At 61.1% G+C, this 19,174-nt stretch carries 17 protein-coding genes and 2 pseudogenes; 5 read left to right on the top strand and 14 right to left on the bottom strand.

What is annotated here, in order from left to right:
• Nucleotides 1-36 precede the first annotated feature (36 nt).
• From RGV59_RS31795 to RGV59_RS18935, 8 genes and pseudogenes are all read right to left on the bottom strand, one after another.
• Nucleotides 37-123: pseudogene (locus RGV59_RS31795) on the bottom strand (outer membrane lipoprotein carrier protein LolA); the annotation flags it as partial.
• Nucleotides 124-141: 18 nt separating this feature from the next.
• Nucleotides 142-1,461 (bottom strand): OprD family porin, encoded by a 1,320-nt coding sequence (locus tag RGV59_RS18965; protein WP_046383684.1) that lies wholly within the window; start codon nt 1,459-1,461, stop codon nt 142-144.
• Between the two features lie 138 nt (nt 1,462-1,599).
• Nucleotides 1,600-2,433 carry a phosphodiesterase gene (locus RGV59_RS18960; RefSeq protein WP_046484483.1) on the bottom strand — a complete coding sequence of 278 codons (834 nt, stop codon included), beginning with the start codon at nt 2,431-2,433 and terminating at the stop codon, nt 1,600-1,602.
• Between the two features lie 10 nt (nt 2,434-2,443).
• Nucleotides 2,444-3,475, bottom strand: a complete 1,032-nt coding sequence (locus RGV59_RS18955; protein ID WP_126585549.1) for an ABC transporter ATP-binding protein — start codon at nt 3,473-3,475, stop codon at nt 2,444-2,446.
• On the bottom strand, nt 3,472-4,266 hold the full coding sequence (locus RGV59_RS18950; RefSeq protein WP_017846529.1) for an ABC transporter permease: 795 nt from the start codon (nt 4,264-4,266) through the stop codon (nt 3,472-3,474). The genes RGV59_RS18955 and RGV59_RS18950 overlap by 4 nt, the downstream gene beginning before the upstream one ends.
• On the bottom strand, nt 4,263-5,081 hold the full coding sequence (locus RGV59_RS18945; RefSeq protein WP_017846530.1) for an ABC transporter permease: 819 nt from the start codon (nt 5,079-5,081) through the stop codon (nt 4,263-4,265). Before RGV59_RS18945 ends, RGV59_RS18950 begins: the two co-directional genes overlap by 4 nt.
• Nucleotides 5,082-6,086, bottom strand: a complete 1,005-nt coding sequence (locus tag RGV59_RS18940) for an ABC transporter substrate-binding protein (protein WP_017846531.1) — start codon at nt 6,084-6,086, stop codon at nt 5,082-5,084.
• The gene (locus RGV59_RS18935; protein ID WP_046484528.1) at nt 6,070-7,089 is read right to left on the bottom strand and encodes a LacI family DNA-binding transcriptional regulator; all 1,020 of its coding nucleotides are present in this window, start codon (nt 7,087-7,089) and stop codon (nt 6,070-6,072) included. The genes RGV59_RS18940 and RGV59_RS18935 overlap by 17 nt, the downstream gene beginning before the upstream one ends.
• A gap of 355 nt (nt 7,090-7,444) precedes the next feature.
• Between RGV59_RS18935 and RGV59_RS18930 the strand changes: the two genes are divergently transcribed.
• Together RGV59_RS18930 and RGV59_RS18925 are read left to right on the top strand one after the other, a co-directional pair.
• Entirely contained in the window at nt 7,445-8,542 is a 1,098-nt protein-coding gene (locus RGV59_RS18930) for a carboxynorspermidine decarboxylase (protein WP_017846533.1), read from the top strand.
• Nucleotides 8,543-8,570: 28 nt separating this feature from the next.
• Nucleotides 8,571-9,815 carry a saccharopine dehydrogenase family protein gene (locus RGV59_RS18925; protein WP_017846534.1) on the top strand — a complete coding sequence of 415 codons (1,245 nt, stop codon included), beginning with the start codon at nt 8,571-8,573 and terminating at the stop codon, nt 9,813-9,815.
• 153 nt (nt 9,816-9,968) lie between these two features.
• On the opposite strand, the gene glsB is transcribed toward RGV59_RS18925, so the two are convergent.
• Nucleotides 9,969-10,877: a glutaminase B gene (gene glsB, locus RGV59_RS18920; RefSeq protein WP_017846535.1), complete on the bottom strand. Its 909-nt coding sequence runs from the start codon at nt 10,875-10,877 to the stop codon at nt 9,969-9,971.
• A gap of 98 nt (nt 10,878-10,975) precedes the next feature.
• Nucleotides 10,976-11,386 carry a hypothetical protein gene (locus RGV59_RS18915; protein ID WP_046383689.1) on the bottom strand — a complete coding sequence of 137 codons (411 nt, stop codon included), beginning with the start codon at nt 11,384-11,386 and terminating at the stop codon, nt 10,976-10,978.
• A 109-nt stretch (nt 11,387-11,495) separates the two neighbouring features.
• On the opposite strand from RGV59_RS18915, the gene RGV59_RS18910 reads away from it, so the two are divergent.
• Nucleotides 11,496-12,365 carry an AraC family transcriptional regulator gene (locus RGV59_RS18910; protein WP_126585548.1) on the top strand — a complete coding sequence of 290 codons (870 nt, stop codon included), beginning with the start codon at nt 11,496-11,498 and terminating at the stop codon, nt 12,363-12,365.
• Here RGV59_RS18910 and RGV59_RS18905 read toward each other — a convergent pair.
• Both RGV59_RS18905 and RGV59_RS18900 read right to left on the bottom strand, forming a co-directional pair.
• Nucleotides 12,356-12,997, bottom strand: a complete 642-nt coding sequence (locus RGV59_RS18905; RefSeq protein WP_017846538.1) for a ribonuclease T2 family protein — start codon at nt 12,995-12,997, stop codon at nt 12,356-12,358. The two genes, RGV59_RS18910 and RGV59_RS18905, sit on opposite strands and share 10 nt — an antisense overlap.
• A gap of 90 nt (nt 12,998-13,087) precedes the next feature.
• The gene (locus RGV59_RS18900; RefSeq protein ID WP_126585547.1) at nt 13,088-14,068 is read right to left on the bottom strand and encodes a Gfo/Idh/MocA family protein; all 981 of its coding nucleotides are present in this window, start codon (nt 14,066-14,068) and stop codon (nt 13,088-13,090) included.
• A 126-nt stretch (nt 14,069-14,194) separates the two neighbouring features.
• On the opposite strand from RGV59_RS18900, the gene RGV59_RS18895 reads away from it, so the two are divergent.
• The gene (locus RGV59_RS18895) at nt 14,195-14,557 is read left to right on the top strand and encodes an NUDIX hydrolase (protein WP_017846540.1); all 363 of its coding nucleotides are present in this window, start codon (nt 14,195-14,197) and stop codon (nt 14,555-14,557) included.
• A 472-nt stretch (nt 14,558-15,029) separates the two neighbouring features.
• Here the strand turns inward: RGV59_RS18895 and RGV59_RS18890 are convergent, their stop codons facing one another.
• Together RGV59_RS18890 and RGV59_RS18885 are read right to left on the bottom strand one after the other, a co-directional pair.
• Nucleotides 15,030-15,314 carry a hypothetical protein gene (locus RGV59_RS18890; RefSeq protein WP_102617591.1) on the bottom strand — a complete coding sequence of 95 codons (285 nt, stop codon included), beginning with the start codon at nt 15,312-15,314 and terminating at the stop codon, nt 15,030-15,032.
• A 191-nt stretch (nt 15,315-15,505) separates the two neighbouring features.
• On the bottom strand, nt 15,506-15,835 hold the full coding sequence (locus tag RGV59_RS18885; RefSeq protein WP_026139966.1) for a hypothetical protein: 330 nt from the start codon (nt 15,833-15,835) through the stop codon (nt 15,506-15,508).
• Nucleotides 15,836-16,295: 460 nt separating this feature from the next.
• On the opposite strand from RGV59_RS18885, the pseudogene RGV59_RS18880 reads away from it, so the two are divergent.
• A pseudogene (locus tag RGV59_RS18880) lies at nt 16,296-19,121 on the top strand (DUF6531 domain-containing protein); the annotation flags it as partial.
• Between the last annotated feature and the right edge of the window lie 53 nt (nt 19,122-19,174).

Genomic DNA, 19,174 nt, shown 5'->3' with positions numbered 1-19,174 from the left:
TAATACCGCGCTCGCGGCGCCTGAACACCTGACCCTTGTAGGAGCGAGCTTGCTCGCGAAAAACCCAAGTGCGCCGCGTACCGTCAGGCAGCCCGCATGATCGTTGGCGTTCTTCGCGAGCAAGCTCGCTCCTACAGGCTGTTACATCAATGGAATCGAATAGCTCACGAACAGCCGATTCTGATCCTGGTCCCGCGCGACCTCACTGCGCGACATACCGTTGCGCCAGCCGAACCCGACGTTCTTGAAGGTGCCGCTCTGCACCACATAATCCAACGAGATATCCCGTTCCCACTCGCTGGCGTTGTTCCCGCTGGCGGTGAGGATATGGTCGCCTTTCAAATACATCATCGACGCCTTCAAGCCCGGCACGCCCAACGCCGCGAAGTCATAGGCGTACTGCGCAAAGGCCGTGCGTTCGCCGGCCTGGATAAAGGTTTGCACCGTCCGGTCGGTGTAGAGGTACAGGCTGGAGCCGCCCTCCCCTTTGTTCACCAGGCCGCCCTGGTTGAGTTGGGCAAAGTTGCTGTCATCGGACACTTGCTGGTAACCGGCAGTAATCGCGTGAGACCCCAGGGAGTAGATGAAGGCCGCACTCCAGGTGTTGTTGTCGATTTCACCGCTGCCGTTTTTGGTATAGCCGCTGAACTTGTAGCCTTCGGCGCGCCCGGCGGCGCTGCTGTTTTTGCCATCGGAGGTGGTCTTGAAGTAACGCAGGTCGGTTTTCAACGAACCGTAGTCGCCCAGCGGCAATACATGAATCAAGCCGGCAAAGTGTTGTTGGTAATAGTCTTCGAGGTTGGCGTAGTAGTACTGGACCATCAGGTCTTTGGTCAGTTGGTAGTCGGCACCGGCGTAGGTGAATTTATTGCTTTCCTGGGTGCCGCCCGCCGCCGCCAGGCCGCTGCGGTCGCTGGAGCCGCGCCCGGTGGTGTGTTGAAGCTGACCGCCGATCAGGGTCAGGTTGTCGATGTCTTTGCTGGTGACCTGCCCGCCTTCGAACGATTGCGGCAACAGGCGGCCATCGTTGCTCACCAGGATCGGCAGGTTCGGGCGCAGGTAGCCGTAGCGCGCTTCTGTCTTGGCGAAGCGTGCCTTGGCGGTGGCGCCGCCGCGAGCCCAGTTGTCCACGGCCTTGCCGTCGTCGGTAGGGATCATCGAGCTGCCCACATGGCGGCCGGCGCTGCTGTCGAGGGTCATGCCAAGCATGCCGACCGCGTCCAGACCAAAGCCGACGGTGCCGTCGGTGAAGCCCGATTGGTAATTGAGTATGAACGCCTGGCCCCACTCTTCAGTCTTCGACGGTGCGGCGCTGCCGTCACGGTTGTCGTTGTTGAAGTAGAAGTTGCGCATGCTCAAGTTGGCTTTGCTGTCGCTCAAGAAATCGGCCGACGCCAGGGGGCTCAGGGCGATGCCCAGGCTGCCGGTCAATAGGCTTAATACATTCAAAGTAGCTTTCATCAGGACGAACTCCGGCGCGGAATCCAAGTTCCGGGCGCTAAAAATGGACAGCAGGAAGCACACGGCCACACGTGAGTTGGCCGTTGCGTTAACTAACGTTCAGTTACTTGGTTGGGTGAAGTGAACCTCCGTAAAACCTCAGTCAATCAATCCATGAGCGTCATAAAACGGATATGGCCCCGGGTAGTCCCCGAATACGCCGTTGTGGCTGACCAACCCCTGTTGCGCATCCCAGCGATGCAACAAGTAACCCGCCGGTTCCAGGTTGAAATGCGCCGGTGCGGCGTCTTGCAGGTCCAGCACGATCTGATGCGACGTGCCAGGGCATACACAGCTCAAACTGCCGCCGAAACGCCGCTGCATCGACCGGTGCAAATGCCCGCACAACAAGCGTTCCACCTGCGGGTGGCGCGCCACGACGGTTTCGAGGGCGGCGGCATTGATAAAGCGCTCGCGGTCCATATGGCCGATGCCGCTGATAAACGGCGGGTGATGCAGGATCAGCACGGTCGGCACTTGCGGACGCAGTGCCAACTGTTGGTCGAGCCACTGCAACTGGCTGTCCAGCAGTTGGCCGCCATGGCCGCCGGGGATGGTGGAATCGAGGCCGATCAGGCGCAGGGGGTGGGCGTCGACCACCCAATCCAACGGGCCCGCCGCCGAACTCGGCAAGTAGGTGTGATCGCGGAACGCATCCAGCAACGGCCCGCGCGTGTCATGGTTGCCGGGCACCAGGTAGCAAGGCATGTGCAGGCGCGCCAGTTCAGGGTGCAGCACGGCGTATTCATCGGCGCGGCCGAAGTCCACCAGGTCGCCGCTGATCACCACGATATCGGGGCGTGGGTGGCTGGCGTTCAGATGGTCGACGGCACGGCGCAGCGCGCCCAAGGTGTCGACCACGCCGTAAGTCAGGCGCTGGCCGGCTTTAAGGTGCAGATCGCTGATCTGCGCAACAAGAAACGGACGGTTCACAAGGCAACTCTCACGCATTCAGGGTGAACAACATGTGCGGCGCGATGGCCAAGGCAATCGGCGCGCCGACGGCGTACAGCTGGTTGTCGCTGCTGTCGACCAGCAACGGTTGCGGGCCGCCCACATCCACCAGCAGGCGGCTTTGCGCGCCCTGGAAAAACTGCGCCAGCAGATGGCCGTGCAGATGCCCTTCGTTTTCCATCACCCGCAAGTGTTCGGGGCGGCAATACACGGTGCCGGGCAACTGCGCTGCATGCCACGGCAATTCGCCGCCGCAGACTTTCAAACCATGGGGCGACGGCTCAATGACCTGGAAGGCATTCAGGTTGCCGACAAAGCCTGCGACGAAGGCGTTGGCCGGCTTCTGGTAGATGTCCCGCGGGCTGGCCAGTTGCGCGACGCGGCCGTGTTCCATCACCAGGATGCGATCCCCCAGGGCCATGGCTTCGCCCTGGTCGTGGGTGACAAACACCGAGGTGATACCGAGGCCGCGCAACAGTTGATTCAACTCACTGCGCAGGCGCTCACGCAATTGCGCATCGAGGGCGGCCAGGGGTTCGTCCAGCAACAGCACCTTGGGGCGCGGCGCCAACGCACGGGCCAAGGCCACGCGCTGGCGTTGCCCACCCGACAGTTCATGAATGCTGCGCTTGCCGTGGTGTTGCAAACCGACCAGTTCCAGCAGTTCCTCGCAGCGCTTGTTGCGCTCCGCTGGCGACATGCCGCGAATCTTCAGGCCATAGACGATATTCCCGGCCACATCCAGGTTGGGAAACAGCGCATAGTTCTGGAACACCATGCCCACATCGCGGCGCTCGATGGGCAGGCGCGTGACGTCCTGGTCGCCGAAGAACACCTGGCCCACGTCCGGGCGTTCCAGGCCGGCGATCAAGCGCAACGTCGTGGTTTTGCCGCAACCGGACGGGCCGAGGATGGCCAGGGTTTCGCCGCCTTCGACGGTCAGGTCCAAGTCATGCACGGCGACGGTGCCGTCGGCGAACGCCTTGCGGCAACCTTGCAGGCGGATAGTGATAGCGGTCATCGACGCTCTCCACGGGACAAACGGGCACTGATGGCCTGCAACGCAATCAGCAGCGGCACGATCATCAGCAAAAAGATAAGGGTGTAGGCGCTGGCGATTTCCAGGCGCGCCGAGGCGTAGCTGTCGGCCAGGCCCACCGGCAGGGTCTTGGTCATGGGCGTATGCAGCATCCAGGTCAGGTTGAATTCACCCAGCGACAAGGTGACCACCATCAGCACACCGGCGAGAATGCCCGCCCGGCAGTTGGGCACCACCACGCTGAAAAAGCGCTTGATGGGACCTGCCCCCAGGCTCGCCGCCGCCTCCTCCAGCACCGGCAGTTGCTGGCGTTGCATCACCGCCATCACCGGGCGCACCAGGAATGGCAAGGTGAACAGCACATGGCCGACCAAAATGAACAGCCAACTGCTGCGAAACGCGCCGAACTGGCCGTAGGTCAAGAGTAAGGCCAGCGCGCTGGCCAGCCCCGGCATCGCCACCGGCAGCACCATCAGTTCCTCGAAGGCGCGACTGAAGCGATTGTTCATGCACACCAGGGCGTAGGCCGCCGGCACGCCGATCACGCAGACGCACACCGCGCAGGCCAGGGCCAGTTGCAGCGACAACCACACCGTCGGCGAATAGGCCTGCCAGACCTGAATCAACCAATCGAAGGTCAGGCCGCTGGACAGGCCCACAAAGAAATTGCGCGTGAGCCCAGCCAGCAACGACATCAACACCGGCACCAACATGAAGGCGCACACCAGCAGGGTAAATAGCAGTTGCATCACGAACAGCGATGAGCGCTTCACAGGACCGTCCCCGCGTTTTTCACCCAGCGCCGGGTGAGCAGCAACACTGCCCAGGTCAGCGCGCCCAACACCACGGAAAGCGCCGCGGCGACGGCAAAGTTGGCGTAGTTGGTGAACACGTTGTAGATCGCCACCGGGGTCACGTTCAGCCGCGTGCCCAAGGTGAACGCCGTACCGAAGGCGCCCATGGACGTGGCAAAGCAGATCGCCCCGCAGGACGCCAACGCCGGTGCCAGGCCCGGCACGATCACATCGCACACCACGCGCCAATGCCCTGCGCCCAACGAGTGCGCGGCTTCTTCCAGGCTGCGGTCGAGGCTTTCGCACGCGGCCATCACCGTGAGGATCACCCGCGGGATCGAGAAGTACAGATAGCCGATAAACAACCCGGCCAGCGAGTAAGCGAAGATCCAGCGCTCACCGGCCAACTGCAGGCCCAGGGACGCCAGCAGACCCTGGCGCCCGGCCAACAGGATCACCAAAAAGCCCACTACGACACCCGGGAATGCCAACGGAAACGTCAGCAACGCAACCAGCGCCGAACGCCCGAAAAACTGCTGGCGCGCCAGGAATACACCGCTGATGCCGCCGATCAGTAACGCCACGAGTGTGACGAACACCGCAAGCGCACAGGTTTGCGCCAGGCTGCCTAGATACTGCGCGCTGCTGAGGACCTGCCAGTAACCGCTGCCGTTGCTGTCGCGGCTCTCGGCGCCGAGCACCATCAGGTGCGCCAGCGGCAACAGCCAGAACGCGAGCAGCACCGCAAAGGCCGGGGCCAGGGCCCAGGCGGTATGTCTTGCCGATGCGGCCACTTACTTGACCTCGTTCAGGTAACGAGCGGCAAAGGCTTCCTGCACGGCGGCCATTTTCTGGTAGTCCACCACACCGGCGCGGGCGTAATCGCTGTCGGGCAGGAACTGCGCGGCGACTTCGGCCGGCATCTGCACCGGGCGTATCGGGCGCAGGTAAGCCTTCGCCCACAGCGCCTGGCCGGCATCGGACAGCACGAAATCCAGCACTTTTTCGCCATTGGCGCGGTGCGGTGCGTTGGCCACCAGGCTCATCACGTAGGGCACGCTGATGCTGCCTTCCTGGGGAATCACGAACGCGACGTTGGCGTTGTCTTTGTAGCGTGCGCGGTAGGCGTTGAAGTCGTAGTCCACCAGGATCGGCAACTCACCGGACAACACCCGCGCATAGGCGGTTTGCTTGGGCACGATGGGGGCGTTTTTCGCCAGTTTCTGGAAGTAGTCGATGGCCGGGGCGAAGTTGTCCAGGTCGCCGCCCAGGGCGCGGTTGATTGCCACCGCCGACACGTAGCCGACGAAAGCGCTGGACGGGTCGAGGTAGCCGACCATGCCTTTGTATTCAGGCTTGAGCAGGTCGGCCCAGCTTTGCGGCACCGGCAAGCCACCCAGCGCATCGACGTTGACCATGATGCCCAAGGTGCCGGAGTGGATCGCGAACCAGTGGCCGGTCGGGTCTTTCAAGCCGGCGGGAATCTGCTCCCAGCCTTTGGGTTTGTAGCCATCGACCACCTCGGCCTTTTGCGCCTGCAGGCCGAAGGTCACGCCGTAATACACCACGTCGGCCACCGGAGCGGCTTTCTCCGCCACCAACTGCGCCAGGGACTGGCCGGAGTTCTTGTTGTCCAGCGGCACCTGCACGCCAGTGCTGGCGGCGATGGCCTTGAGCTGGGTGCCCCAGTCGGCCCAGTCCGGCGGGCAGTTGTAGCAAATCGCCGTGTCGGCGGCCTGGGCCAGGCTGGCCATGCCGCACAGCAGCACGGCGGCCAGGGTTTTACTGAATACGCGCATCAAGGGTCTCCTCATGGGGTTGAGTGCTTTCACCCGGCCGGATATGGCAAGGCAGGCAATGGGAAATCGGGGCGTTGCCGGCGATCTGCGCCAGCAACTGGTCAATCACGGTGCTGGCGAGCAAGGCGATGGGCTGCACCACGCTGCACAGCGTCGGGTGCATCTGGGTGCCGAGGGCGATGCCGTCGAAACCCATCACTGACAGTTGCTCGGGTACGTTCCAGGCGTTGCGGCGCAGCTCGGCGATCAGGCTGATCGCCAGAAAGTCGTTGGAACACACCAGCGCGGTCGGCGCATCAGGGCCGTTGAGAAACGGTGCAATGGCGGCGAACTCAGCCTGGGTGTGGGCCGGCATTTCGATCACCGGGCGGGGTTGGAGGCCATGCTCTTTCATCCCATCGCAATAACCGGCGTAACGCAGACGTGCGCGGTCGGACTGCAACGCGGGGCCGGCGACCATGCCGATGCGCCGGTGCCCCGCTTCGAGCAAATAGCGCGTCGCCAGGGCCATACCGGCGCGGTTGTCGACGGACACGGCGCTGTAGTCGGGGTTGCTGGGTTGGTGGTAGGCCAGCACGAACGGCGTCTGCTCGGTGGCCAGGCTGTGTAGCACGCTGTTGCTTTCGGCATCCGTCACCGTCAGCACCAGGCCGTCGACGCGCTGGCGCAGCAACTCCTCCACCACAATGCTTTCGCGCTCGCTGTTGTAGTCGGTGGTTGCCAGCAACAGGCTGTAGCCGCGCAAACGGGCTGCACGCTCCATGGCCTGCAATTGCTCGGCGAAGACCGGGTTGAGCAGGTTGGGCACCACCACGCCGATCAGGTTGGTGGTTTGCAGGCGCAGTTGGCGGCCGAGCAAGTTGGGCCGAAAACCCAGCTCGCGGGCAGCGGCGAACACCTGTTCGCGGGTCGCCGGGCGTACTTGGTCGGGAGAGGCAAAGGTGCGGGCAGCGGTCGCACGGGAGACCCCGGCCAGCCGTGCAACGTCTTTCAAATCAGTCATGGTCACTCGCTTGAGATCGATCTCATTGGCGAGGACATTAGCGGCGCAATGTGGCAGGAACGTGGTGGACAGATGACGGTTTGATGTCAGCGCCCTGGACACACCGCGATCCGAATGTGGGAGGGGGCTTGCCCCCGATGGCGGTGGATCAGCTGGCCTATCGGGCGTCTGGCACAACGCTATCGGGGGCAAGCCCCCTCCCACATTGGGTCGATGCATGCCGTTGGAGAGTCATATTCCGGGGCTATGCTTGGAAACCCGACGCGCAAAATCCGCCCGCTAACCTTTCGATCTGCTCCAAGTGCGGGCACAATGCGTGTCCTTTTTTGGCAGGCACCGCCGCAGGCTCTCAAAAATGATCAAAACGCCGTACTACCTCATCGATAAACAGAAACTTCTGGTCAACATGCAGAAGATTGCTTACGTGCGCGAACAGTCCGGCGCCAAAGCGTTGCTGGCGCTCAAGTGCTTTGCCACCTGGTCGGTGTTTGACCTGATGCAGCAATACATGGACGGCACCACGTCGTCGTCGCTGTATGAATTGAAGCTTGGTCGCCAGAAATTCCAAGGCGAGGCGCACGCCTACAGCGTGGCCTGGGCCGACGATGAAATCGAAGAGATGCTGGAAAACTGCGACAAGATCATCTTCAACTCCATCAGCCAACTGCAGCGTTTTGCCGAACGTAGCGAAGGCAAGACCCGCGGCCTGCGCGTCAACCCGCAGGTGAGCAGTTCGGATTACCTGCTGGCCGACCCGGCGCGTCCGTTCAGCCGCCTGGGCGAATGGGACCCGGTGAAGATCGAAGGCGTGATCGAGCAGATCTCCGGTTTCATGTTCCACAACAACTGCGAAAACGACGACTTCAGCCTGTTCGACAAGATGCTCGGCACCATCGAAGAACGCTTCGGCGCGCTGCTGCACAAGGTCGAGTGGGTCAGCCTCGGCGGCGGCATCCATTTCACCGGTGAAGACTATGCCGTGGACGCATTCTGTGCGCGCTTGAAGGCGTTCTCCGAGAAGTACGGCGTGCAGGTGTACCTGGAACCCGGCGAAGCGGCGATCACCAACAGCGCCTCGCTGGAAGTCACCGTGCTCGACACGCTGTACAACGGCAAACACCTGGCCGTGGTCGACAGTTCCATCGAAGCCCACCTGCTGGACCTGCTGATCTACCGCCTCAATGCCAAGCTGGCGCCGAGCACGGGTGAACACACCTACATGGTGTGCGGCAAATCCTGCCTGGCCGGGGACATTTTCGGCGAGTATCAATTTGATCGTCCGTTGGCCATCGGCGATCGGCTGTCGTTCATCGACACCGCGGGCTACACCATGGTCAAGAAAAACTGGTTCAACGGCCTGAAAATGCCGTCCATCGTAGTGAAACAACTCGACGGTACAGTCGAGGTGGTTCGTGAATTTGGTTACGACGACTACCTGTCCAGCCTTTCGTAAGCTGGCGGATAAAGGAGAGATAAAGCAATTGAAAAAGAACGTTCTTATCATTGGTGCAGGAGGTGTCGCCAAGGTGGTGGCCCACAAGTGTGCGCAGCACAACGACGAACTCGGTCGTATTGCTATTGCGTCGCGCAACATCTCCAAATGCCAGGCCATCATCGACAGCGTCAAGGCCAAGGGTAGTCTCAAAGTACCCGCCGACATCCAAGCCTTCGCGCTGAACGCCCTGGACGTGGAAGCGACCAAGGCCCTGATCCGCGAGACACAATCGCAGATCGTCATCAACGTCGGCTCCGCCTTCCTCAACATGTCGGTGCTGCGTGCCTGCATCGATACCGGCGTGGCTTACCTCGACACCGCCATCCACGAAGAGCCGGGCAAAATCTGCGAGACCCCGCCGTGGTACGGCAACTACGAATGGAACCACCTGGAAGAGTGCAAACAGAAGAACATCACCGCCATCCTTGGCGTGGGCTTCGACCCGGGTGTCGTCAACGCGTATGCCGCGCTGGCGCAGCAACAGCATTTCGACCGCATTGATTCGATCGACATTCTCGACGTCAATGCCGGCTCCCATGGCAAATACTTCGCCACCAATTTCGACCCGGAAATCAACTTCCGCGAATTCACCGGACAGGTGTGGAGCTGGCAGAACAGCCAGTGGACCAGCAACACCATGTTCGAAGTCAAACGTACCGACGACCTGCCTGTGGTCGGTTCGCAGAACCTGTACCTGACCGGCCACGATGAAGTTCACTCGCTGTCGAAAAACCTCGACGTGCCCAACGTGCGTTTCTGGATGAGCTTCGGCGAGCATTACATCAACGTGTTCACCGTGCTGAACAGCCTCGGCCTGCTCTCCGAAAAGCCGGTCACCACCGCCGAAGGCCTGCAAGTGGTGCCATTGAAAGTGGTCAAGGCCGTGCTGCCCGACCCGTCTTCGCTCGCCCCCGGCTACACCGGCAAGACCTGCATCGGCGACCTGGTCAAAGGCACCAAGGACGGCCAGCCGCGCGAGGTGTTCATCTACAACGTGGCCGATCATGAAGAAGCCTACGCCGAGACCGACAGCCAGGGCATCTCCTACACCGCCGGCGTGCCGCCGGTCGCCGCTGCGCTACTGGTAGCGCGTGGTGAGTGGGATGTGAAGCGCATGGCCAACGTCGAGGAACTGCCGGCTGAGCCGTTCCTGAAAGCGCTGGACGTGATGGGCCTGCCGACTCGGATCAAAGACGAGCACGGCGATCGGGCCTGGGATGCGATAGCCTGATAGGCGATAGCAGACCGAACCAAAATGTGGGAGGGGGCTTGCCCCCGATAGCGGTAGATCAGTCACAGCTGTATTGACTGACACACTGTAATCGGGGGCAAGCCCCCTCCCACATTTGGATTCGTGATGCTTCCTGCACACACGGGAGCGGCCTCAAAACACCGACCACCCAATCCGCTCACTCAACAATTCCAACGCCTTGATCCCCGCCAGCGAATTCCCCGCCGCGTTCAACTCCGGCGACCACACGCACACCGTGAACTGCCCCGGCACCACCGCGACAATACCGCCGCCGACCCCGCTCTTGCCCGGCAAACCCACGCGATAGGCGAAGTTCCCCGCCTCGTCATATAGCCCGCTGGTGGCCATGATCGAGTTGACCTGCTTGGTCTGGCGCGCAGTCAGGATCTGCTCGCCGCTGTGGGCACTCACCCCCTCGTTGGCCAGGAAACTGAACGCCCTGGCCAGGTCCAGGCAGCTCATCTGCAACGCGCAGTAGTTGAAGTAGCTGTGGAGCACCGCGTCGACGTCGTTATGGAAGTTGCCGAACGATTTCATCAGGTAGGCCATGGCCGCGTTGCGCGCGCCGTGTTGCGCTTCCGATTCGGCGACGACGCTGTTGACCAGGATCTGCGGGTTGCCCGACAGGCGCCGCACAAAGTCGCGCATCGACAGAATCGGCACGGCAAAGCGTGACTGGTTGATATCGCAGATCACCAGCGCGCCGGCATTGATAAAGGGGTTGCGCGGGCGGCCGCGTTCGAATTCCAGCTGCACCAGGGAGTTGAACGGTTGCCCCGAGGGCTCGTGGCCGAGGCGCTCCCAGATGGTTTCGCCGCCGTGGTCGATGGCTTGCACCAGGCTGAACACCTTGGAAATACTCTGCACCGAGAACAGGGTATCGGCATCCCCGGCGCAGTAGGCTGCGCCGTCGTTGCCGTACACGGCGATCCCCAGTTGATCGGCGGGTACGTCGGCCAGCGCGGGAATGTAGTCGGCGACGTTGCCGAGGCCGATCAGTGGACGAACTTCGTCGAGAATCGACTCCAACAGCGCCTGCATGTCTTGTCCTGTCATCGTTCTTTGAATCAGTGGTAAGCGGGGCGCGGAGGATACTTCAATGCGCTCGGCAGTCCCACTGGCGGGAGGCGGTGCATGGCTTAGAAATACGTTACATCCGACACCTGCTCATCCAGCACATCCCGCGCCAGCGCCCACGCCTGGTCATTGGACGCCACCATCAGCAGCGGATAACCCCAGGCATTGCCAAACGTCGCGGCGAACGGCTTGAGTGCCCGGCGCTTGGCCGCGCAGGGCTCCACCTGGATCATGCCTTTGACATACGCACGCAGGGCCTGCCGGTGTGTCTTCATCCAGTGCGAGGCGTGCTCGCGCTCTTCGTAGGAATGCGCGTGATTCAGTTCGTCCAAGGCTTTTTCATACAGCAACACAAAAGATTGCTGACGTGCCAGCAGGCCTTCGAACATCACGAAGCTGTCCTGCGACCCGCCTTCATTCGGCGCATCAAAAATGATCTTCACCACGGGAAATGCTGAACTGTCGAGTCGCATGGCAGAGTTCCTTAATGAGAGAGAGTCTCACTATAAGGCTGACGAAGCTGGACGGCATTGCACAGAATAGCCAGAATGTTTCGCAATTCAGCCAAGCTGCGAGCTCACCATGAAACGCCATCGCCTGGACCAGCATGATCTGTCGTTAGCCAAGGATGCCGATCTGGTCCCGCGTGCGGTGGTGGCCGTGAGCGCGACCAGTACGTCCGAGCGTTGGGAGCACGTTCAGCACACCCACCGCAAAGGCCAGTTGATGTACACGCTGCGCGGGGTGATTCATTGCGAAATCGAGGCCGGCATCTGGATTGTGCCGCGCCAGTGTGCGCTGTGGATTCCCGGCGGCATGCCCCACGCCGCGCGTGGCGCCGGCGAAGCTGAGTTGTATTGCCTGCTGATCGACCCGGACGCTGCCGGCGCCCTGCCCTCGCAATGCTGCACCCTGTCGGTATCCGGCCTGTTGCATGAGTTGATCAGCAAAGCGGTGAGCTTCCCGCAGTTGTACGACGTGAACAGTGCGCAGGGGCGTTTGATCGACACGCTTTTGGACGAGCTGGCCCAGGCGCCCATTGAAGGCCTGCACCTGCCGATGCCCCAGGACCCGAGGCTGCGTCGCCTGGCCGACAGCCTGCTGGCCAACCCCGGCGACAAGGCCACGCTAGGCCAATGGGCGGCGCGCATCGGCATGAGCGAGCGCAGCATGACGCGCTTGTTGCTGGAGGAGTCTGGCCTGAGCTTCGGCCGCTGGCGTCGGCAGTTGCATGTGATCCTGTCGTTGCAACGACTGGCCAGGGGCGAAAGTGTGCAGCGCGTCGCCCTGGACTTGGGCTATGAAAATGCCAGCGGTTTTATCACCATGTTCCGCAAGGCCGTGGGCCAGCCGCCAGCGCGTTACCTGGCGGGCCGCGTCGGGGTGTCGACGTCAACCGAGGCCCCGGCGGCCATCGCATTGCACTCGCTCCAGGCGCTCGATCAGCGCTGAACCGGAATGCGGATATCACCGTCTCGGCACTGGGTTTTCACACTCTTGGGGCAGCCGGCAAAACGCAGTTCCTTGCTCAGGCACACGCGCACTTCGGACAGCACCTTGCCCTTGCAGATCACCGCCACGCCATGGTTGCCCATGGCCGGGTTACTCTCGCGAAAGAGCGCCTCGATCTCCCGTGCCTCCAGGTGACCCGGCACGTTGAATGGCTGCAATTGCTGCGGGATCTGCACCGTGGCCAAGGCCGCATCGGTGGCCTGCAGGTAACGCGTGGCTTCCAGGCCGCTGCAGGTGCCATGTTTGGACCATTCATGCTTGAGCAGTGCCTGCGTCGGGAATATCAACGCGCCTTTGGCCAGCTCATCCGCCGACAGCCGCGACTGCGTATCGCACGACGCCGGCCAGCCACCCCGTGCGTATTGCGGCCATAGGCCATGCAATACAAACCCGTAGCCTTTGCCGCTGCATTGCTCGTTGTTCGGGTGCGCCAGGCAGAACGTTGGCGACCACGACAGCGACAGCACATAAAAATCAAAGTCCCCCGCCGGCCGTTGCTCGCGTGGCGCCGCCTGCGTCGCCATGCTTGCCAGTACCCACCCCACGGCCAGCCAGGCTGCCTTGTATTTCATCCGTCTGTTCCTTGAAAAAAATAAGCCCGCATTGTGAGTGCAGGCCAGGGTCCGGCGAAAGTGGTGAATGCAACGCCGACGCCAGGAAAACTACTCAGGATGATAGGGATTGCGTTGCAGCACCTTGTCCAGAATCCGGTCGGTCTTCAATGCCTCGATCGCCAGTGAGGGGTGCTCGGCTTCGCCGCGAATATGGGCGTTCATGCCCAGCACATGGTGCCACTGGATATGCGTGTGGCAAGGCACCTCCAGCACTTCGTCGACCGCCCCTTCAAGCCGCAACGGCTGGTCGTCGAACACCGCAAACGTGATCCGCCCCAGGGTGCCGATCAGCTCGACGCGATCTTCATGGCGGTCCGCGACAAAGTTCCAGCAGCCCATGCCCAGCGCGCCGGAGCTGAAAGTCCAGCAGGCGGTCACCGCGTCTTCCGCCGCATACTGTCCGGCCTGTCGCGCGCTAAACCCGGCAACCTCGACAATGTCGCCGGCCAGGTACTGGAACAGATCAAAGCCGTGGCTGGCCAGGTCGGCAAAGTAGCCGCCGCCGGCAATGGCCGGGTCGGTGCGCCAATTGGCGGCACTGGTGTCTTCGACGGCTGGCGGCTTGCACAGGGACCAGGTCAGGTGACGCAGTTGGCCGATGCGTCCATCGCGCAACCAGTCGCGCACTTGCTGGAAGCGCGGCAGCGAGCGGCGATAGTAGGACACAAACAAATGCAGCCCGGCACGTTCGAAAGTGCGCTGCATCAATGCGCCCTGCTCGGCATTCAGCGCCATGGGTTTTTCGACACAACAGTGCTTGCCGGCGGCCGCGACCATCAGGCTGTATTCGAGGTGGCTGTCGGGCGGTGTAGCGATGTACACCGCGTCCACCTCAGGGTCGTTGATCAGTGCCTGGGCGTCGGTATAGAAACGGCCAATGCCGTGGCGTGCCGCATAATCGCGCACAGCCTCCTCGCGGCGCCCCATCACGGCCACCAAGGCCGAACCTGGCGCTTTGTAGAAAGCAGGTCCACTCTTTAACTCAGTGACGCTGCCACAGCCGATCATGCCCCAACGTACCGTCTTCATCTGCTCCCCTCGTGCGTTGTCGTCAATCGACCAGTATCTATATCCTCACGCAGATACGCCACCACCATCCATCATGACATTTGCATTACACTTTTATGACAGACATCTCGCTGCGGGGCACAGACGATGAAAATACGCGCAACGGTGATTTGCGAACACGAGGGGCATATCCTCTTCGTGCGCAAAGCCAGATCGAAATGGGCGTTGCCGGGCGGCAAGGTCGAACGCGATGAGCGCCCGGTCGGCGCCGCCGAACGGGAGCTGGAAGAAGAAACCGGGTTGAACGTCGACGGACTGCTGTACCTGCAGGAATTGAAGGCGCGCGACACGCTGCACCATGTGTTCGAGGCGTCGGTGGTGAACATCGCGCAAGCACGGCCGTGCAACGAAATCATCGATTGCCGCTGGCACGCCTACGGTGCGATGGACGAGCTGGACACTACCGATACCACCCGGCACATCGTCAAATCCTTTCTGCGACGCCTGTAGTTCCGCGCTCTGTCCGGCGGCCTGTGCAGATTCTGCGTCGGGGCGCTTCACTCGAATGTGCTCAGGCAGGTTATCGACTTGCTCGCCACCGAAATCGGTAATCTCGTCCAACGAGTTGGATGGAACAGTGTGATGCTCGAGTTTGTCGAGAACATCGACGATGTTGCTGTACCAAGCCAAGCACAATGGTCGGATGCGCGCGGAGCTTGTTGATGCCGACAACAAATCCCAGGCAAAAAAAATCCCAAGTAGCTGATGGAAACTTGGGATTTAAAAAATGCATAAACCGTGGGAGGTGAACGCCCGGCTATAGTACCGATTGCCTAATTCCGTAACAAGATGGTTTTAATCCTTTCGTCGGAATAAAACAATCGTAAGTCCTTCAATAACCACACATTTATCAAGGTAGGGAGGTATATAAGTGCCACTTTTTGGTGCAAATACCATCGCGACTTTTAAGTACTATTTCCCTTTATAAAGAAGGGTTATCAATCGATTTCGGCGTCAGACTTTTCGATGACTGTCCGCTCAACTGTTTGCACGTATCGCTAAGTTCAATCCTGTTTGCCGAGGCGGCACTGGCCACGCGCTCCACTTGCCTGCAGAGAGCTAGGTACTCGACGGTCTGTTCACGCTGGCGGTCGACTTTGGCATTGAGTTGTACGAAATAGATCCCCAGCAACACCGCAACACACAACACCGCGACTGCGAAGTAGCGCAAGCTGTCGGGCGACCGGGGCTCCGGAGGGGTCATCATTTTAGTGCGCCCTGCTCTTCTGGCAGCGAACGTCGGCGATCAGGAACAGCGCGGCGACATCATCCGACGTCGCCCCGGGAAAAAGCGTTTGCATACCAGTCTCCTCAATGACGGGGGCAATTGTATGCAAATAGAAACACTGAGATTGTCGTGGATTTGTAAACCGCGCTGCTCAACCAGCAAGAAGCGCCTTATTTGCGCGCCACTTTGTAGCGCACACAATCCTGATAGAAACTCTGGCGAATCGCCTCGGGCTTGAGCCGTGAACGGCTGTCATAGGTCTGCTCGGTGATGCCCATGGCCATCATCCGCATCCATGACTTGTTGAACTTGATGGTCTGGATCTTCTGCCGCGCGGCATACAGTGAAACGCCCGACAGCTTGAGTTCCTGTGCCCTGGCGGCCGTACCCGCGCCCCAACTGCACATGTACTTGTCACCCTCGCGCAACTCCCGTGCCTGTACGGCAGCCGCGCCGCCGGCCAGGGAACAGGCGATCAGCATGATTCCTACATTGCGCATTTGCTTCCTCACCTAACCAGCTGAAAATAAAAGCGATTCTGGCGAGAATTTTGTTACAAAGGGGCCACTAAATTGCCTTATCGCACGGATTGAAGGATCGCCACAATGCGCGCTCAACTCGCCGGCCGATATCTGGAAACCGGGCAGCAAGACGAGTGGTTTTATTTGCGTGAACAATGACGGGCGGCCTCGCAATCGGTCGGATCGACTTTTTGGGTAGCCCTTTCAATTGCTTTTTCGCGGGATTTTCCCTGGGCGTGTCAGCCCCTTCTGATTTTTCCAGCCGTTCGTCCAGCGTCTTTTTTCAGCGGCAGACTCCGACGTCTTACCCTTTGCCGAGACGTCACGGATGACTAACGCTTCCCACATTGCCTTTATCACACCTGAGCTGGATGGCGTGCATCAACGCCGGGCCGAGTATCCCCAGCAGGTCAACGCCGGGTATGGCGCACTGGATTCGCTGAGGCTGACCGATGCCGCACTGGACGGGCTCCTGCCGTTCGAATGGACGCGGTGCTATCACCCCCGTGCGGTGGATGTGGACTGCGGATTGGGGGTTGGCTGGAGCCACTCGCTGGCGCATCGCCTGACGCTGACGGACGCCTCGGCGGTGTGGATCGACCATGAGCACCGATCGACCGCCCTGCCCTTGCCGACCGAGACGCGACCGACAACCGGCAATCGCCAGGCCGACGCCGCGATCTACCTGGGGGCGCGGTCGGATGAGCTGGTGCTGTGCCAGGCATCGCGCTTCTACCACTTCTGCCACGGTGTGCTGACCGCGATCAGCGATGCCTACGGCAACCGGCTGCGAATTGTCCGCGATGTGTTGGGGCACATTGAACGCCTGGACAACAGTGTCGGTCGCTCGCTATTTTTCCGTTATGAGCGCGGCCACTTGGTGGCGCTCGATTACCAGGTTCAGCGGCCCGAGGGCGGTGCGGCCGGGGATTGGATGACCGAACAGACCGTGGTTTCCTACACCTATGACGACATTGGAAGACTGGTTTCGGCGACCAATGCCGTAGGGGAAAGCGAGACCTATCGGTACGACAAGCAACACTTGATCCTTGAACGCCAGTTAGCCGGCGGCGCGCGCTTCTTTTGGGCTTGGGAACGGGCTGGCAAGGCGGCGCGATGTGTCCGGCATTGGGCGAGTTTCTTGCAGATCGACACGCGGTATGCCTGGGGGGACGACGGCAGCGTGACCCTTCACAACGCCGATGGGAGCCAGGAAACCTATGTTCGGGCACGGCGGGTGCAGCGGGTGGGTCCGGATGGCGCCAAGCATTTCAGATCCTATGACGACAAAGGTCATCTGACAGTCGAGCAAGACCCCCTCGGCGCGGTAACGGCGTATCAGTACGACGACGCTGGATGCTTGGTCGCGTTTTTTCCGGGGGAAGATGAGCCAACGTCCTACGAGTATGACAATGGATTCTTAAGAGTTGTACGTCGTGGCCAGGCAGTTTGGAACTACGCGCATAACGACCAAGGCAATGTCATTCGTCAGACCGACCCCGATGGCAACGTTACCGACTATAGCTACAACCAGTATGGCCAACTGATCGGGGTTTGGTTTCCCGACCATAGCTGCCTGCGGCGGTGGTGGAATGAGCGTGGGCAGTTGCTTGAAGAACACTGGCCAAACGGCAGTGTGAAGCGCTATCGCTATGACGATCTCGGTCGGAGGGTGGCGCAAGAGGACAAGCATGGGGTGGCGACCCAGTACCAGTGGGACGGTGTCGGACGATTGGTTCGTGTGGTCATGCCCGGCGGTGGCACGCGGGAATACAGCTACAACCCCTACGGAAGAATCACCGCCGAACGCGATGAACTGGGGCACGTCACTCGCTACGAATACACCGACGGTCTGCCCCTGATCAGCCGCCGCATCAATGCGGACGGTAGCCAGGTCAACTACCGCTACGACCACGTGCGATTGTTGCTCGCCGAAATCGAAAACGAAGTCGGCGAAATCTACCGCTTCGACTATCACCCCAACGGCCTGCTCCAGCAGGAAATCGACTTCGACGGCCGACGCACCGCCTATGCCTACGACCTCAACGGTAAGCTGCTGGAAAAAACCGCACACGGCACCGACGGCTGTCAGCTCGTCACCCGCTACCGGCGAGACCACGCCGGCCGGTTGGTCAGGAAAACCCTGCCCGATGGCGGCATTATTGAATATACCTACGACCGCCAGGGCAACCTCCTCAGCGTCGACGACGGCTACCGCCCGCTTACCTACGAATACGACCCGCAAAACCGCCTGATCGCCGAACACCAGGGCTGGGGCACACTCCGTTATGGCTACGACGCCTGCGGCCGACTCAAATACCTGCGCCTGCCGGACAACAACCAGCTAGGGTTCAACCATGACAAGGGCGGCCACCTTGCGACCGTTGAACTCAATGGCGCGCTGTTGACGTCTCACCTGTTCGACGCCGGCCGAGAACACCAACGCGCCCAAGGCAAACTGCTCAGCAGTTACCAATACGATGAGCATGCACGCCTGTTCAACCATGGCATCTGCGATATCGAAGGCACTCGCTACCGCCGCCAGTACAGCTACGACAAAGCCGGTAACCTCAGGTACTTGCTCGACACCCGCAAAGGCGAGCACCGCTACCACTACGACACGCTAAACCGCCTGGTCCGCGCTGATCATTCCCAGGCCGCACAGGAACGTTTCGCCTACACGCCAGCGGGTAACCGTCTGACGCTCCAGGATGGCCGCCACTACGACTATGACGCCTTTGGCAATCTCATCCGCGAACGGCGTGGCCAGGCCCACTCTGTCGTTACCGAATACCGCTACGACTGCCAGCAGCGTCTGATCGGCCTCACCCGCCCCAACGGCCAAACCGTCCACTACCGCTACGACCCGTTTGGTCGCCGCATCAGCAAAACCGTCGCCGGCACGACCACCGAGTTTTTCTGGCAAGGCGACAGACTGATCGCCGAGCACCACGCGCAACGGCATCGCAGCTACGTCTACGAACCCGACAGTGTCCGCCCACTGGCCCTGCTGGAAGGCTTCGGCCCACAGCACACCACGCCTTTCCACTACCAACTGGATCACCTTGGCACCGCGCAGGAACTCACCACGCCCGACGGCGAAATCGTGTGGTCCGCGCACTACCGCGCCGATGGCCGGACTACGCGATTGGACGTCGAAAAAGTCGAAAACCCGCTGCGCTCCCAAGGTCAATACTTCGACCGGGAAAGCGGGCTGCACTACCATCGCCACCGCTACTACGATCCGGATAACGGTCGCTGCCTGGCGGGTGGGCAGGATCAACGCCTATCGGTAAGCGCCCAAATCCACGGGGCGGG

The sequence above is a fragment of the Pseudomonas sp. FG1 genome, from assembly GCF_034313875.1.
GTDB classification, from domain to species: Bacteria; Pseudomonadota; Gammaproteobacteria; order Pseudomonadales; family Pseudomonadaceae; genus Aquipseudomonas; species Aquipseudomonas veronii.
This window is presented reverse-complemented; position numbering and strand designations above follow the sequence as displayed.

What these genes read in the sequence shown, in the direction of transcription:
- RGV59_RS18965 (WP_046383684.1), bottom strand. Translation starts at nt 1,461, where the DNA reads ATGAAAGCTACTTTGAATGTATTAAGCCTATTGACCGGCAGCCTGGGC.
- RGV59_RS18955 (WP_126585549.1), bottom strand. Translation starts at nt 3,475, where the DNA reads ATGACCGCTATCACTATCCGCCTGCAAGGTTGCCGCAAGGCGTTCGCC.
- RGV59_RS18940 (WP_017846531.1), bottom strand. Translation starts at nt 6,086, where the DNA reads ATGCGCGTATTCAGTAAAACCCTGGCCGCCGTGCTGCTGTGCGGCATG.
- RGV59_RS18935 (WP_046484528.1), bottom strand. Translation starts at nt 7,089, where the DNA reads ATGACTGATTTGAAAGACGTTGCACGGCTGGCCGGGGTCTCCCGTGCG.
- RGV59_RS18930 (WP_017846533.1), top strand. Translation starts at nt 7,445, where the DNA reads ATGATCAAAACGCCGTACTACCTCATCGATAAACAGAAACTTCTGGTC.
- glsB (WP_017846535.1), bottom strand. Translation starts at nt 10,877, where the DNA reads ATGCAGGCGCTGTTGGAGTCGATTCTCGACGAAGTTCGTCCACTGATC.
- RGV59_RS18915 (WP_046383689.1), bottom strand. Translation starts at nt 11,386, where the DNA reads ATGCGACTCGACAGTTCAGCATTTCCCGTGGTGAAGATCATTTTTGAT.
- RGV59_RS18910 (WP_126585548.1), top strand. Translation starts at nt 11,496, where the DNA reads ATGAAACGCCATCGCCTGGACCAGCATGATCTGTCGTTAGCCAAGGAT.
- RGV59_RS18905 (WP_017846538.1), bottom strand. Translation starts at nt 12,997, where the DNA reads ATGAAATACAAGGCAGCCTGGCTGGCCGTGGGGTGGGTACTGGCAAGC.
- RGV59_RS18900 (WP_126585547.1), bottom strand. Translation starts at nt 14,068, where the DNA reads ATGAAGACGGTACGTTGGGGCATGATCGGCTGTGGCAGCGTCACTGAG.
- RGV59_RS18895 (WP_017846540.1), top strand. Translation starts at nt 14,195, where the DNA reads ATGAAAATACGCGCAACGGTGATTTGCGAACACGAGGGGCATATCCTC.
- RGV59_RS18890 (WP_102617591.1), bottom strand. Translation starts at nt 15,314, where the DNA reads ATGATGACCCCTCCGGAGCCCCGGTCGCCCGACAGCTTGCGCTACTTC.
- RGV59_RS18885 (WP_026139966.1), bottom strand. Translation starts at nt 15,835, where the DNA reads ATGCGCAATGTAGGAATCATGCTGATCGCCTGTTCCCTGGCCGGCGGC.